Genomic DNA, 14,471 nt, shown 5'->3' with positions numbered 1-14,471 from the left:
CCAGATCACACTCCGTGAAGATGGCTACGCCGACGGCGAGGTTTTGCCGTAGCCTGGAAAGCGTGGCTACTGATTACTCCTCCGAAATCGCTGAGCTCCGCTCGACGTACGAACAGATCCGACTCGTGACAGACCCCGAGGGTCTGAGGAGGCGGATCGCTGAGCTGACCGAGCTGTCGGGAGCCCCAGACCTGTGGGACGACCAGGAGAAGGCCCAGGCGGTCACGTCGAAGCTCTCTCACGCCCAGTCCGAGCTCAACAGGATCGAGGCGATGGGCGCGCGGATCGAGGACCTCGAGGCGATGGTCGAGATGGCGGAGGAGGAGTCCATCGTCGACGGCGAGAGCGGCGCGGCCCTCTACGCGGAGGCGGATGCGGACCTCGCGAAGATCCACCGTGACCTCGACGACCTCGAGATCAAGACACTCCTGTCCGGTGAGTACGACGCCCGCGAGGCGGTCATCACCATCAGGGCAGGTGCGGGCGGCGTCGACGCCGCCGACTTCGCGGAGATGCTCCTGCGCATGTACTCGCGATATGCGGAGCGCAACGGGTACCCGACGAAGATCCTCGACACCTCGTACGCAGAGGAGGCCGGCATCAAGTCCGCCACCCTCGAGGTCAACGCCCCCTACGCCTACGGCACGCTTTCCGTCGAGGCCGGCACGCACCGGCTCGTCCGGATCTCTCCGTTCGACAACCAGGGCCGGCGCCAGACGTCCTTCGCCGCCGTCGAGGTCATTCCCGTGACCGAGCACACGGACCACATCGACATCCCGGAGGCGGACATCAAGGTCGACGTCTTCCGCTCCTCGGGCCCCGGCGGGCAGTCGGTCAACACGACCGACTCCGCGGTCCGTATGACCCACCTTCCGACCGGCATCGTCGTCTCCATGCAGAACGAGAAGTCGCAGATCCAGAACAGGGCGGCGGCCCTGCGCGTGCTGCAGGCGCGCCTGCTCGTCCTCCGGCAGGAGGAGGAGGCCGCCGAGAAGAAGGCGCTCGCCGGCGACGTCAAGGCCTCCTGGGGTGACCAGATGAGGTCCTACGTCACGCATCCCTATCAGATGGTCAAGGACCTGCGGACCGGATACGAGTCGGGCAATCCGGATGCTGTGTTCGACGGTGAGATCGACGGATTCATCGACGCCGGCATCCGCTGGCGGGTGGGCCAGCATTCGGAAGATGACAATTAGATAACGGCGTGCCTTGCCGATGGGTCGACGGGGTTCAGGTAGCTTGAAATCTGAATTCCAGCCCACCGAACTTGGCGACGCATGATCACATTTGAGAACGTTACGAAGATTTACCAGAAGGGCGCCCACCCAGCGCTCGACGACGTGAGTCTCGACATCCAGCGGGGCGAGTTCGTCTTCCTCGTGGGGCCCTCGGGCTCCGGTAAATCCACCTTCCTCAGGCTCTGCCTTCTCGAGGAACAGGCGACCTCTGGTCGCATCTCTGTCCTCGGCAAGAATCTCGCAGAGCTCTCCCCGAGGCGCACGCCGAAGCTCAGGAGGCAGGTGGGCCGCGTCTTCCAGGAGTTCCGCCTGCTCGAGGACAAGAATGTCTTCGACAACGTGGCACTTGCCATGCAGGTGATCGGCCGCCCGCGGCACCACATCAAGTCAGCGGTGCCCGAGGCACTCGACATGGTCGGTCTCGCCGGCAAAGAGAAGCGGAAGATGAACGAGCTGTCCGGTGGCGAGCTCCAGCGCGTCGCCATCGCCCGCGCCATGGTGAACAGGCCGAAGCTCCTTCTCGCGGACGAGCCGACCGGCAACCTCGACAGGAAGACCGCCGGCGGCATCATGGCACTCCTCGACCGCATCAACCGCAGAGGGACGACGATCGTCATGGCGACCCATGCCTATGACATTGTCGATGAGATGCGCAAGCGCGTCGTCACCCTCGATCAGGGCGTCGTCATCTCGGACCAGGAGCGCGGCATCTACGGCAGGGGAGGCAGAGCGTGAGAATCGGCTTCATCCTCTCGCAGACGTTCAAAGGAATACGGTCCAACAGGGTTGTCGTCGCGTCACTCGCGCTCGTCACCTTCGTCTCGCTCATGTTCCTCGGCGCGGCCTCGCTCCTGCAGACGCAGGTCGGCAACATGAAGAACGAGTGGTACGACAAGGTTGAGGTCACCGCCTTCATGTGCCCGGCCAATCCCACGACCGCGCAGTGCGCGGGCGGCGAGGCAACACAGGAGCAGATCGACGCCGTCGACAGCTTCCTTCAGTCGGACGCGATGGCGCCGTACGTGGAGGAGATCTATATCGAGTCGAAGGCCGACGCGCTGGAGAACTTCAGGGAGATCATGGCGGGGACGACCTGGGTCGACGCCATTGATGAGGACGGGATGCAGGTGTCGTTCCGGGTCAAGCTCGTCAATCCGGAGGAGTTCCAGATTGTGGCCGACGAGCTGCGCGGCCAGCCCGGCGTCGAGTACGTCATCGACCAGAGAGAGCAGCTGGAGTCGATCTTCTCCGTCCTCAACGGAGCGACGATCATCGCTGCCGTGCTCGCCGGAACGATGATCCTCACCGCCCTTCTCCTCATCGTGACGATGGTCCGGCTGTCGGCGATGTTCCGGCAGAAGGACACGGGCATCATGCGCATGGTCGGCGCATCGAACGGCATCATTCAGACACCGTTTGTCCTTGAGGGCGTGTTTGCCGCCCTCATCGGGTCCCTCCTCTCCGTCGGCACTCTCTACGGCGCCGTCCGCTACTTCTTCGACGATTCCGGGGCAGATGAGGCCATCCGCTTCATCCGCCTCATCGACTCCAACGATGTCATCGGCCTCGCGCCGTGGCTGGTCGGCGGCGCGCTCGTCGTCACTGCTTTCGCCTCCTACGTCGCCCTGCGTCGCTACACGAAAGTCTGATCCATGAGAATCCGCACCGCATTGATCGCCGCCGCCAGTGCCCTCCTGCTCGCCGTGTCCGGTACAGCGGCAACCGCTGACAGTGAAGATGAGAGAGAGCGTCTCGTCGAACAGCAGGAGCAGAGCGAGCAGCAGCTGGAGGAGCTGCAGTCCTCCCTCGAAGGCGTTGACGTCGACCTGCAGGAGGCCTATCTCGCGCTCGAGGGCATCCGGAACCAGATCCCCGGCGCGCAGGCGGAACTCGCCACGGCGCGCTCAGAGCTGTCGGCCGCTCAGCGCGAGCAGGAGCGGATCACCGGCCAGCTCGAGGCGGCCCGCGCAGAGCTTCTCATCATCGAGGATCAGATCCTCGCCGACAGCCGGCTCTCCGATGACACGCAGTCCTCGCTCAACGAGCTGGCCCGCTCCGCATACCGGGGGGAGACGGTCGGCAGCCGCGTCGACATGTGGTTGACGGTCGCCTCGAACGACGATCTGCTCGGCGCCTTCGCGGCAACGAATTCCATCGCCCGAACCGAATCGGCCCTCATCCTCGAGGCGCAGACGCAGGTCGCGATGAACGAGAACCGACTCGTCCGCCAGACCGCCGTCGAGGATGACATCGTCGACCTCCAGGCAGAGGCGGACGCCATCGTCGCAGAGCTCGAGACGAAGGAGGCGGTCGCCCAGCAGCGGGCGGACAAGCTGACGGCCCTCGAGCAGAGCGAAGCCGAGCACGCCGAGGAGCTGGAGGCACGGCGCAGTGAGTTCCAAGCCTCGATGGCCCGCATCGAGGACGACAGGGAATCGACCGCCGCCCGCATCGCCGAGATCGATGAGGAGAATAGGCGCCTCGCCGAAGAGGCGGCACGCAGGGCACGTGACGAGGCCGACGCCAGGGACGCCGCCGCCCGTGCACGGGCCGAGGAGGAGGCTCGGAAGAACGTCGCCCCGGCACCCGCTCCAGCACCCGGCCCTGCACCTGCGCCAGCTCCGGCGCCGGCACCAGCCCCGGCGAGGACAGCTTTCGTCCCGCCCGTTCCCGCGCCCGTCTACGTCACCTCACCATTCGGCATGCGGTGGTACCCGATCACCGGTGGCTACTGGATGCACAACGGCGTCGATCTCCGGTCTGTCTGCGGCGAGGGTCAGGTTGCAACTGCTGCCGGCGTCGTGACCGCCACGCGCCCTCCCCACCTGACGGGGACGAGCGGCAACCAGGTCATGATCAACCACGGCATCATCAACGGCTCATCCTACGTCTCGGTCTACAACCACCTCGGAGGGTTCGCCGTCTCGCCGGGTCAGAGTGTCTCTCAGGGCCAGGTCATCGGCTTCACCGGACAGACCGGCCAGGTGACAGGCTGCCACGTCCACTTCGAGATCTGGAGGGACGGCTCCGTCATCGACCCGATGACCCAGGCCGGCTTCACTCGCCGCAACTGAGGGAAGAGCGTTCGCCGGGGGAGCGCGGACTCGCACTCGGTCCAGAAGCCAGGGTTGTCATGGCAGCGCCCATCTGCGTGCGCTAAGATGATATGCCAGTGTCTGAGGAGGAATCATGGCCAAAGCAGGCGCCACATCCCAGGCGTTGAAGAACAAGGAGAAGGCTGACGCCAGGCAGGTCGTCGCCCGGAACAAGAAGGCTCGCCACGAGTACTTCATCGACGAGACCTACGAGGCGGGCCTCGTGCTCACCGGCACCGAGGTCAAGTCGCTGCGCGAAGGTCGAGCATCCCTCACCGAAGCGTGGGTCGAGATCGACCGCTCGGGTGAGGCATGGCTGCAGAACGCCACGATCCCCGTCTATGTCGCGGGGACGTGGACGAACCACGCGCCGACAAGGAAGCGGAAGCTGCTTCTCCACGCCGACGAGATCCTTCGGCTCGGCCAGCGGTCGCGAGAGAAGGGCCACACAATCGTGCCCCTCGAACTCTACTTCATCCGCGGCCGCGCCAAAGTCGAGATCGCTTTGGCGCGCGGTAAGCAGGAATGGGACAAGCGCGAGACTCTCCGTCGCCAGCAGGACGATCGCGAGGCAAGGCGCGCGATGTCGGACTACCGCAAGGGTCGCAGGGAATAAACGCCACCGTTCGTGGGTTATACTCAATGTCCACCCCGTCGTGGGTGGAGCTGTTGAATAACAGAATAGGGGGCGATCGGTTTCGACAACGGTCGAGATTGATGAGAAGCGGGTCGAGGATGCACAGTCATCTCGTAAACGATTCTGTGCAAACCAATAGGTGCCAACTCTAAGCGCACCGATTTCGCCCTCGCTGCCTAAGCGAGCCTCGAAATCCGTCAGCCTGTAGCCTGCTCTTGCTGCAGGATCTGACGTCGTTTTAAGAGCCACTGCCTCTTACCTTTGTATGTGGGGTAAGAGGAACACTTAGCATGCTAGGTCTGTCAGTGTTAAGTCTGTACAAGCACTGGGGCCGAAAACAGCGTTATCCAGACTGCACCCGGAGAAGTCATTGATCGACGTCGTTGGACCCGGGTTCAATTCCCGGCGCCTCCACCACAACACCCCGGCCTCAGCGCCGGGGTGTTTCTTTTTCCAGGCTCTGCGTGTCCGCGCCTACACGCCACTCGATTTCGTGGGCGCCGAGAGGCAGGCTCAGGTCGTCGCCCGGCCCAGGCGTCACATCTGTTGATACTTGGCCCGTAGTACTGAGTAGATGCCGTAGAGCATGAAACCGATGCCGACCGCGGCGAGGAGGATCCCGCCGGCGGGCAGGCTCCGCATCTCATCGAACGCCGCGTCCATACCGCGAGCCTTATCCGAGTCGGCGCTGATCGCCGCCCAGGCGACCATGATGCCGACCCCGCCGAGGGCAATTCCCTTGGCGACATAACCGACGAGCCCTGTCTTGTCGATCACCGCGCTGACGCGATGGTCGCCCGCGGGGTCGAGGTCCTTTCTGAACCCACGTGTCACACCTTTGTGGGCGTGATAGACGCCGATGGCGATGATCGCAAGCCCAACGGCGAGCACGAGGCCCCTGCCGAGCATCGAGCTGAGGAATGGCGCGGCGGCCTCCTCCGCAGCGGACCCCGACTCGGATCCGCCCCCCAGACCGAAGCTCAGCGCGGTCAGCGCAAGTGCCGCATAGACGGCTGACTTCCCCAGAGCCTTGGCGATATCGAACGCCTTGCGCCCCGCTCGTCCCACTGTGCCGAAGGGGATGTCGAGCAGGTACATGAATGACAGTGCTGCCATGGCAACACCGCCGATGATGAGAATCGCGGCGCCGGCGGGGGCCTCGGCATAGGATGCGAGTGCGCCCGACTGATCGGCCGACTCGCCTGAATTCCCCCATAGTCCGAGGCGGAGACAGATCCATCCGATCATTGCGTGGACCAGGCCTGACATGACGTAGCCGACGCGGGAGACGTACTCGAACCATCGGTTGTCGGCGGCGTCCTCGACAGCATCGTGCGCTTTATTGAACGCTCGCTCGAGCGAGTCGCTTCCCCCGGGGATATCCATAGGATCAGAGTAGACCGACGTCGCCATTTGTCGAGACGGAATTGCTTCAGCGAAGTCGGGACCTACTGGTCGAACATCTTCGCAAGCGCTATCGAGCGGGTGAGCGTCTCGTTGTCGCCCTCGTGTGCGACGTCGATGGCGTTGAGTACGAGTCTGACGAAGGTCCAGGCTCGTACGCGGTCCTCATCGAGCCCCGCCGCATCGGAGATGATGCCGGCCCTCATGCGGACGTGGGCGCGCGGACTGTGCGCGCGGGTCGTCTCCGAGAACCGGTTCCACATCATAGGGGCGACTGCGAAGGCGGGCTCGCCTGCGGCTGCCTGCGGATCGATGGCGAGCCAGTCACCCCGCCCAGAATCGAGCGGCGCCAGAACATTCCGATCGTGCAGGTCGGTGTCGATGAGGCGCCCGCCGTCGGCTGAGCCCGAGGTGAGATCAGCGATCAGATCGGTCATGTGCGAGCGCGCCTGCGCGATGAGGCGGCGGGGCACGCGAGGGTTCGCAGCCTTCATCTCGTCCTCCCAGCGGACAGATCGCTCGACGAGGGATTCGAATCTGGCGTGTGCCGGCCGATCGAGGGTGCGGATGAGGGTGCCGATCACCTCGCAGGACTCGAGGATGCCCATCGCCGAGAGCTCGCGGTCGGCATCGAGCCGCTCAAGGAGGAGAGCGTAGTCCTTCGGCTCGGCGGCCTCAAGGCGGACCATGCCGCGGCCGTCCCATTCTCTCAATGCCAGGTGCTCGAAGGCAGCTTCGACGAACGGCCACGAGATCTTGAGGATGGCGGGGGCGCCTGACTGCGTGAGCACATCGAGAACGAGTGCCGTCTGCCCGGTCCGCACCGGTGTCGACGAGGAGCCATCGAGCATGAGATCCCAGCGCCGCATGGACTTCGCGACGATCGCCGGCAGGACTTCGAGCCACTCAGCGCCCGTTGTCCCATGCCGTGGATAAGCAGGGGAGAGCAGGCGGTCGGCTGGGCGGTCCCTGAGGAGCGCGGCGAAATCATCGGGAATGAGCAAGTCGAGGCCATGCCGTTCTGGTTGAATCCCGCGTCCGTGCGGATCCTGTCGCATGCGATCGCTGCCGGGGCGTGGGCCGCTGCGCGGTGCTCAGCGGATGAGGGGGATAATCTCCTTCGGGGTGGAGATGATCAGGTCGGCCCCAGCAGCACGGATATCCTCTTCTCTGCCGTAGCCATACGTGACGCCGATTCCGGTCGAGCCCGCAGCGTGTGCGGCTTGAATATCTGTCGCCATATCGCCGATCATGACGACGCTCTCGGGTGCGACCCCGAACCTCGCCTGGACCATCTGAATGGACTGGGGGTCCGGCTTCATTCGCGTCATATCGTCAGCCGTGACGATGTAGTCGAAGAGGTCGATGATGCCGAGGGTGTCGAGGATCTCGAGCGTCGCGGTGCGGATCTTCGCCGTCGCGACCGCAAACCTCACATGACCGTGCAACGACTCGAGTGTCTCCTTCACGTCCGGGTAGAGGACCGAGTGCACAGCGGAGTGGCGCGGATAGTAATCCTTGAAATGGGCGAGGGCGGGTTCGACATACTCGGCATGCTCGCCTCCGAAGATCAGCTCGAGAGCCCTCTTCGCTCCCCCGCCGATCCTGTTCGAGACCTGCTCCTCGGTGAGCTCCCCGTAGCCGACAGCACGCGCCGCCGCCCGGAAGCTCGCCTTGAGATCGGGCTCCGTATCGACCAGGACCCCGTCGAGATCCCAGACAACCGCTTCACATTGACCCAGCTTGACCACGTTCACTCCTCACATGGGCTCGTCCGTTGAGCCCTCTGCCATTCTATGGGGATTGCGAGGCCAGTTCGGCTGAACCGCTGACCGGAGCGAGGGACAGCGCGGCTCTATCCCTCACTCCGACGGGCTTATGACGATCGTCGTTCGGTGGGTCAGGGGTCGAGTGTTCCGCGCTCCCACGCCTCGATGCCTCCGGGGACCACATCGAACAGCGGATGCGGGTCGACCGGTGCGTGGAGGGATGCGATGCGCTCCGCATCGTCCGGGTTTCTCGCGAGCACTTTGGCAAGCAGGTGGCGTCGCTCGAAGTCGAGCTGACCGTCGGTCACGGTGAGACGGATGCCCGGATCTGCCGATCGGATGATCTTGGTGGAGTCGAAGCGGTAGCCGCGGCGTCCGGCCTCCTCGGCGATGGCCTGGAGATGGCTGCCGATCGTGCCCTGCGGGTCTGCGGACTGGCGGAACCGGACGAGCTGAGGGTGGTTCGTGTACCCCTTCGTGTTGCCGAGAAGGACGGCCTGCGCGAGCAGACCCTCCCGCCACCCCGCCAGCAGGCCCTGCCGGTCGAGGTAGCGGGGGTGAAGCGACCAGATTCTCATGAGAAGTGCCCTGTCAGATGGTTCGTCATCGCTGCGGGGAGCGGCGCGGCGGGAGGGGGATGAGGGTGGGGGTCCGTGCGACATAGTCCCGGTAGCCCTCCTCGTCGCCCCAGCGCTCCTCGCCCTGCTTCTCGAGCAGTGGGATCCCGCTGATTCTCGTCAGGAGGATGACGACGAAGACGGGGGAGAGGAGGCCGATGTACTGCCATCCGGACAGGTTGGGCAGGGCAATGAGGGCGATGCCGAGCCAGAGGGTGATCTCCCCGAAGTAGTTCGGGTGGCGCGACCAGGCCCACAGGCCGCTCGTGATGTAGCGGCCCTTATTCTCAGGCTTCCTCCGCCAGATCCGCTTCTGCATATCGGCGGTCACCTCGATGGTGAACCCGACGAGCCAGAGCGCGGCCCCGACGAAGAACAGCCAGCCGATCGGCTCCTGGTCGGCGGATGTCATGCCGATCCATGCCGCCGATGCGGTGAAGGTGACCCACAGGCCCTGAATGTTCCACACGTTGAAGAAACGGATCGGGGTCTTCTTCAGCTCATCGAACCGCGAATCCCCGCCGTCCTTCCTGATCCTCAGGAACAGGAACGGGCCGAGGCGAAGCGCCCACGTCATCACCATGAGGCCGAGGATGAGGGAGCGCGTGCTGAGGTCAGGCACAGCGAAGAGAAGGAAGAGCGAGATGGATGTGTAGGTGATGCTGCCCGTGAGATCGAAGTACTTCTCCGTGCGATTGAGCTGCGCATGGATGTAGACGATCCATTGAATGATGAAGGCGATCGCAACGACGAGCGCGAAGAGGGGAATGGCGCCAAGGGTGGCGCCATTCTGGCTGCCAGCCCAGGCGATGAAGGCGCCGAGGAGGATGACGACAGCGATGACGATGATGGAGGTTCTGTTTTTCACGTGTATCCCATGTGAGGGAGCCGCGGAACGTGCCCGAGACTCGGTCGGAGGTGGAGAGTGCGCTGGTGAGGCTGTCACCGGCTGCGGTCAGACGGAGTGGCCGTGCGTGTAGAGGGTCTCGATCAGGGGCGCGAGGTCCTGCAGAACTCGAGATCGACGCAGCTTCATCGTCGGCGTGACGAAGTCGCTGCCAGGGCTGAGGTCCGCCGCGATGAGAGCGAAGCGTTTGACCCGTTCTGGGCTCGAGACGTCGAGGTTGGCGTGGCGGATCGAGGGGAGGATCCGGGCGACCAGATCCTCCCGATCCACGATCGTCGCCTCACCCGACGGGGGAACGATGTCGAGGTAGGCGGCCTCGTCCGGGTCGAGAAGGATGAGGGCTGCGGGATAGGGCCGGGAGTCGCCGACGACGAGGGCGTGTGCGACCAGCGGATTCTCCTCCACCATGCTCTGCCAGCGCAGCGGCGCGATGGTCTTACCGCCCGCTGTGACAATTGTGTCGCGGATGCGGCCCGTGATCGTCAGTCGACCATCCTTGTCGAGCCGCCCGAGGTCCCCAGTTCGAAGGAAGCCGTCGATGAATGCGTCGCGGTTGTGCTCCTCGCGGAAGAACCCCGGAGAGACCCCGATTCCGCGGGCGAGCACTTCCCCGTCGGGGGAGATCCGGATGGTGTGGCCGGGGCTCGGAGGGCCGACCGTCCCCGCATAGTTGTTGCCCGGGCGATTGCCTGCGAGCGGCGCGGTCGTCTCTGTGAGGCCGTAGCCCTCGATGACCTCGATACCCATGCCGCGGAAGAGCAGATTGACGGTCGCTCCCAGCGGGGCCGCGCCACTGAGCAGGTAGTCGATCCTGCCGCCGAGCAGGCTTCGAACCTTTCGGTAGAACAGCCGATCGTAGAGCCGGTGCTTCACCGCGAGCGTGCGCGGCGGAGTCAGGGTCGAGTCGGTCTGGCGGCGCTCGAGGTGGCGCCCCCAGGCTATTCCCGTCGCCTCCGCATCCCGCCACAGCCAGCCGAGCCGCTTCGCGTCGGCCGCCCCGGCCAGGCGCTCTCTGATCTTCTCGAGGATGCGGGGAACGACGACGAGGAAGGTCGGTCGGACCTCCGCGAGCGCGCCGATCGCGTTCTTCGGATCGGCTTCGTAGCTGATCGTCATGCCCTGCGCGATGCAGATGAGCTGCAGGGCTCGGGCGAGGACATGGGCGAGTGGGAGAAAGATGATGGTCGAGCCCTGGTCGTGCACGATCTCGGCATAGTCGGCGCCGATGTTGAGAATCTGGCCGATGAGGTTTCGATGGGTGAGGATCACGCCTTTGGGCAGACCCTCGGTGCCCGAGGTGTAGACGAGCGTCGCGATGTCATCGGGACCCGCGGCGGCGCGGCGGGTGTCGAGTTCGTCCTCTGCCACGTGGGCGCCGTCCTCGATGAGGGCACGGATCGAGGCATCGTCAAGCTGCCAGGTCTCGTGGAAGGGCCTGCCGATCGCGTCGGCGATGGTCTGACGCTTCTCCTCCGAATCGGCGAACGCCCAGCGGACCTTGGCATCGGCCATGATGTGGCGAACCTGGGTCGGGGATGCGGAGTCGAAGATCGGGACAACAATGGCCCCGACCCAGGTCGCTGCGAAGTCGGCGACCGCCCATTCATAGGCCGTTGCTCCGTGGATGGCGAGCGTGTCGCCGGCCGTGACGCCGTGGGCGATGAGGCCTTTGGCGACCTGCTTGACCGTCGCCTCGAACTCCCGCGTCGTGATGGGAGCACTCCTGATGCGGAAGGCGACGTGGTCGGGGGCCTCGGCCGCGCGGTCAACTAGCAGGTCGGTGACGCTGCGGCGGTGACCCAGCTCCTGCAGGAGCGGCGTGGAGACATCGTCGATGGCGCCGAGCGTGTCAGTCATGGTGCGCCCAATCTGCATTCTTCATGTCGATCTCGTTCGCCATGTCGTGCAGGAACCGGATGACAACCTCGCGCTCATCGGGAGTGAGGCGGGCGGCGGCATGGAAACGCCGGGACTGCAGCCTGCCGACGGTCTCGTAGGCGGAGGACCGGGTCTCTTCGGCGATCTGGATCTGGAGGGAGCGGCGGTCCGTCGGGTGCGGCTTGCGGATGATGTGGCCACCGCGCTCAAGCCGGTCGAGCAGTTTCGTCGTCGTGGCCGGCGAGATCTTGAGGTGGCCGCTCAGCAGGCTGGCGGTGACGATCCGCTGCTGGTTCTCGCTGACGATGATGAAGTGGAGGGCCCTCATGTCGGTCTCGCTCAGCGCCATGTACTTTGCGGATGCCTCACTGGCAGCGCGCTCGGCGTCACGGAGGGCGCTGAAGGCCTGCATGATCCGATTGATCTGATCGATATCGGACTCGCTCACCCCCGACGTATCGAGCAGCCTGCCCTCGGGGTCGTTCGACCCCACCGCGTACATCTCGACGCGCCGTCCTTGCGCCGTCGCTCGTTTGCTGTTTACCATGTCGCCAGCTTACTACACCTTGTAAATAATATTAAACCGAAAGTATTCGTGAGAATACAGGCAAAGGAAAGCATCTGTGAAGACAGAAGAGTCTGAGGGACGAGTAGTCAGTTCACGTCGCGGCGCAGGCTGGTGGGCTCGGGTCATTCTGCCCGCGCTCATCATCGTCGCCTGGCTCGGTGCGGCTGGCGCTGGTGGCCCCCTGTTCGGGCGAATCGACGAGGTCTCGTCCAACGATCAGAACGCCTATCTGCCCAGTGAGTCGGAATCCGCCACGGTCGGTGAGTTGGCGCGGGACTTCTATGATTCCGAGGACGTGCCGACCGTCGTCGTCATCGTCGCCGACGACGGGACGCTCGACGGAGCGGACATGGAGGCGATCGACGGTCTCGCGCAGACGATCGCGAACCTCGATGTCACGGGTGCTGTCTCGCCACCGATCCCGTCAGAGGATGGTGCTGCCGTTCAGCTCTTCGTGCCCATCGACTCCAGCGTCGAGGTCGCCGATGGTGTCGAGACCCTCAGGCAGACGATCGCCGATGAACTGCCGGGCGGCCTGACCGCCTACGTGACCGGGCCGGGAGGGCTCATCGCCGACCTCGGCGCGGCGTTCGCCGGCGTCGATGGACTTCTGCTCGCTGTCGCCTTCGCGGCCGTCCTCATCATTCTCCTCATCGTCTACCGGTCGATCTTCCTTCCCCTAGCCGTCCTCACGACAAGCGTCCTTGCGCTGGCAGGCGCGATCCTCGTCGTGTGGAACCTCGCCGACTGGGGCGTGTTCCTCCTCAACGGCCAGGTTCAGGGCATTCTCTTCATCCTCGTCATCGGTGCCGCGACCGACTACTCCCTGCTGTACGTCTCGCGGTACCGCGAGGAGCTGCTGCAGAACGAGGACGTGTGGCAGGCGACGAGGAGGGCGTGGCGCGGGACGATCGAGCCGGTCCTCGCCTCCGGCGGCACCGTCATCGCCGGTCTCCTGACCCTGCTCCTGTCCGACCTCGAGTCGAATTCCGTCCTCGGACCCGTCGCCTCCGTCGGCATCATCTTCGCCATCCTCGCCGCACTCACCCTCCTGCCCGCAGTCCTCGGACTGGTCGGCAGGAGGGCATTCTGGCCCCGCGTGCCCGCCTACGACGCGAGCGCAGATAGCGAGTCCCAGTTCTCCTACGGCGGCATCTGGGGCAGGACAGTCCGCTTCGTTGAGCGGAGCCCGCGCCCCATCTGGATCGTCACAGCGATCGCCCTCGCCATTGGCGCACTCGGCGTCACCCAGCTCCGTGCGGACGGAGTCGCTGAGACCGAGCTGGTGCTCACCGCCTCGGAGGCCCGAGATGGGCAGGAGGTCCTCTCTGAGAGGTTCGCGGCGGGATCCGGCAGTCCGGCGACGGTCCTCGTCGACGAGGGTGAGGTGAGTGCGGCCGTCGCCGTTCTCGCTGCAAGTGACGGGGTCGATTCGGTCACCATCACCGCCGCGGATTCCCCGAGCGGTCAGGCCCCCATCACGCCCGATGGCATTGCGCCGGTCGGACCGCCCGGAACGCCGACCCCTGAACCCACGGTCGTCGACGGGCGCGTCCTGCTCCAGGCAACACTGAGCGACCCGGCGGACGACGGCGCTGCGCTGCAGACGATCGATGAGCTGCGGGCGGCGATGGCGGAATCCGCCCCCAGCACGCTCATCGGCGGACCGTCGGCGACCAATCTCGACACGATCACCACTTCGATCGAGGATCGGCAGACGATCATCCCGATTGTTCTCATCGTCATCCTCGTCATCCTCATGGCACTCCTGCGCGCCATCGTCGCGCCCATCATCCTCGTCCTCACGACGATCCTGTCCTTCGGGACGGCGATGGGAGTGTCTGCCATCGTGTTCAACGAGATCCTCGACTTCCCCGGCGCGGACCCGGCGGTGCCGCTCTACGCGTTCGTCTTCCTCGTGGCCCTGTCGATCGACTACACGATCTTCCTCATGACGCGTGTGCGGGAGGAGACCGTCAAGCACGGAACCCACCGCGGCATCGTCCGCGGCCTTGCCGTCACCGGCACGGTCATCACCTCCGCGGGCATCGTGCTCGCCTCGACCTTCGCCGCGCTCGCGGTCATCCCCATCCTCTTCCTCTTCCAGCTCGCCTTCATCGTGGCCTTCGGCGTCCTTCTCGACACCTTCATCGTCCGGACCCTGCTCGTCCCGGCCCTCAGCCTCGACATCGGCAGGAGGATCTGGTGGCCCTCGAGGCTCGCCTCGACAGAGGCGCCCGGCGAGGTCGAGGCGGAGGCCAGGTCGGAGGAGCCGGTGGGTGCCTCGATGTGATGGACGGATGTACTCAGCGGTCGTGGGTGAGTACGCTTCATCCAGTCCATGTGGCGGCCACACTC

The 14,471-nt window shown here is 65.0% G+C and carries 13 protein-coding genes and 1 other RNA gene; 7 read left to right on the top strand and 7 right to left on the bottom strand.

From position 1 onward, the window contains the following. The first annotated feature begins 62 nt into the window (after window positions 1–62). The 6 genes from prfB to ssrA all read left to right on the top strand — a co-directional run bounded on the left by prfB (window position 63) and on the right by ssrA (window position 5,387). Complete coding sequence (gene prfB, locus EJO69_RS04450; RefSeq protein ID WP_126039687.1) at window positions 63–1,196, top strand: peptide chain release factor 2; 1,134 nt, start codon at window positions 63–65, stop codon at window positions 1,194–1,196. An 81-nt stretch (window positions 1,197–1,277) separates the two neighbouring features. Next, complete coding sequence (gene ftsE / locus EJO69_RS04445; RefSeq protein WP_126039685.1) at window positions 1,278–1,973, top strand: cell division ATP-binding protein FtsE; 696 nt, start codon at window positions 1,278–1,280, stop codon at window positions 1,971–1,973. Further along, entirely contained in the window at window positions 1,970–2,887 is a 918-nt protein-coding gene (ftsX, locus tag EJO69_RS04440; protein WP_126039683.1) for a permease-like cell division protein FtsX, read from the top strand. Before ftsE ends, ftsX begins: the two co-directional genes overlap by 4 nt. A 3-nt stretch (window positions 2,888–2,890) precedes the next feature. Next, entirely contained in the window at window positions 2,891–4,312 is a 1,422-nt protein-coding gene (locus EJO69_RS04435; protein ID WP_245993769.1) for a M23 family metallopeptidase, read from the top strand. 115 nt (window positions 4,313–4,427) lie between these two features. Continuing rightward, on the top strand, window positions 4,428–4,949 hold the full coding sequence (smpB, locus tag EJO69_RS04430; protein WP_126039681.1) for an SsrA-binding protein SmpB: 522 nt from the start codon (window positions 4,428–4,430) through the stop codon (window positions 4,947–4,949). A 68-nt stretch (window positions 4,950–5,017) separates the two neighbouring features. Further along, window positions 5,018–5,387: a transfer-messenger RNA gene (gene ssrA, locus EJO69_RS04425) on the top strand. A 120-nt stretch (window positions 5,388–5,507) separates the two neighbouring features. Here ssrA and EJO69_RS04420 read toward each other — a convergent pair. From EJO69_RS04420 to EJO69_RS04390, 7 genes are all read right to left on the bottom strand, one after another. Then, complete coding sequence (locus EJO69_RS04420; RefSeq protein ID WP_164519869.1) at window positions 5,508–6,356, bottom strand: DUF1206 domain-containing protein; 849 nt, start codon at window positions 6,354–6,356, stop codon at window positions 5,508–5,510. Between the two features lie 62 nt (window positions 6,357–6,418). After that, window positions 6,419–7,378: an aminoglycoside phosphotransferase family protein gene (locus tag EJO69_RS04415; protein WP_211331493.1), complete on the bottom strand. Its 960-nt coding sequence runs from the start codon at window positions 7,376–7,378 to the stop codon at window positions 6,419–6,421. Between the two features lie 90 nt (window positions 7,379–7,468). After that, window positions 7,469–8,125, bottom strand: a complete 657-nt coding sequence (locus EJO69_RS04410) for an HAD family hydrolase (RefSeq protein ID WP_164519868.1) — start codon at window positions 8,123–8,125, stop codon at window positions 7,469–7,471. A gap of 149 nt (window positions 8,126–8,274) precedes the next feature. Further along, window positions 8,275–8,721 carry a pyrimidine dimer DNA glycosylase/endonuclease V gene (locus tag EJO69_RS04405; protein WP_126039673.1) on the bottom strand — a complete coding sequence of 149 codons (447 nt, stop codon included), beginning with the start codon at window positions 8,719–8,721 and terminating at the stop codon, window positions 8,275–8,277. A gap of 25 nt (window positions 8,722–8,746) precedes the next feature. Next, entirely contained in the window at window positions 8,747–9,628 is an 882-nt protein-coding gene (locus EJO69_RS04400; RefSeq protein ID WP_211331492.1) for a DUF1295 domain-containing protein, read from the bottom strand. Between the two features lie 87 nt (window positions 9,629–9,715). Continuing rightward, entirely contained in the window at window positions 9,716–11,524 is a 1,809-nt protein-coding gene (locus EJO69_RS04395) for an AMP-dependent synthetase/ligase (RefSeq protein WP_211331491.1), read from the bottom strand. Continuing rightward, entirely contained in the window at window positions 11,517–12,092 is a 576-nt protein-coding gene (locus EJO69_RS04390) for a MarR family winged helix-turn-helix transcriptional regulator (protein WP_126039671.1), read from the bottom strand. The genes EJO69_RS04395 and EJO69_RS04390 overlap by 8 nt, the downstream gene beginning before the upstream one ends. Before the next feature lie 76 nt (window positions 12,093–12,168). On the opposite strand from EJO69_RS04390, the gene EJO69_RS04385 reads away from it, so the two are divergent. Further along, a complete protein-coding gene (locus EJO69_RS04385; protein ID WP_211331490.1) occupies window positions 12,169–14,406 on the top strand; it encodes an MMPL family transporter in 2,238 nt (745 codons plus the stop codon). Window positions 14,407–14,471: the final 65 nt, after the last annotated feature.

This window comes from Flaviflexus salsibiostraticola (assembly GCF_003952265.1).
Classification (GTDB): Bacteria; Actinomycetota; Actinomycetes; order Actinomycetales; family Actinomycetaceae; genus Flaviflexus; species Flaviflexus salsibiostraticola.
The sequence above is the reverse complement of the archived record's forward strand: the minus strand, read 5'-3'. Positions and strand labels throughout refer to the sequence as shown.

Bases quoted from the DNA above. Each gene is read 5' to 3' on its own strand.
- ftsE (WP_126039685.1), top strand. From the start codon at position 1,278: ATGATCACATTTGAGAACGTTACGAAGATTTACCAGAAGGGCGCCCAC.
- EJO69_RS04435 (WP_245993769.1), top strand. From the start codon at position 2,891: ATGAGAATCCGCACCGCATTGATCGCCGCCGCCAGTGCCCTCCTGCTC.
- smpB (WP_126039681.1), top strand. From the start codon at position 4,428: ATGGCCAAAGCAGGCGCCACATCCCAGGCGTTGAAGAACAAGGAGAAG.
- EJO69_RS04420 (WP_164519869.1), bottom strand. From the start codon at position 6,356: ATGGATATCCCCGGGGGAAGCGACTCGCTCGAGCGAGCGTTCAATAAA.
- EJO69_RS04405 (WP_126039673.1), bottom strand. From the start codon at position 8,721: ATGAGAATCTGGTCGCTTCACCCCCGCTACCTCGACCGGCAGGGCCTG.
- EJO69_RS04395 (WP_211331491.1), bottom strand. From the start codon at position 11,524: ATGACTGACACGCTCGGCGCCATCGACGATGTCTCCACGCCGCTCCTG.
- EJO69_RS04390 (WP_126039671.1), bottom strand. From the start codon at position 12,092: ATGGTAAACAGCAAACGAGCGACGGCGCAAGGACGGCGCGTCGAGATG.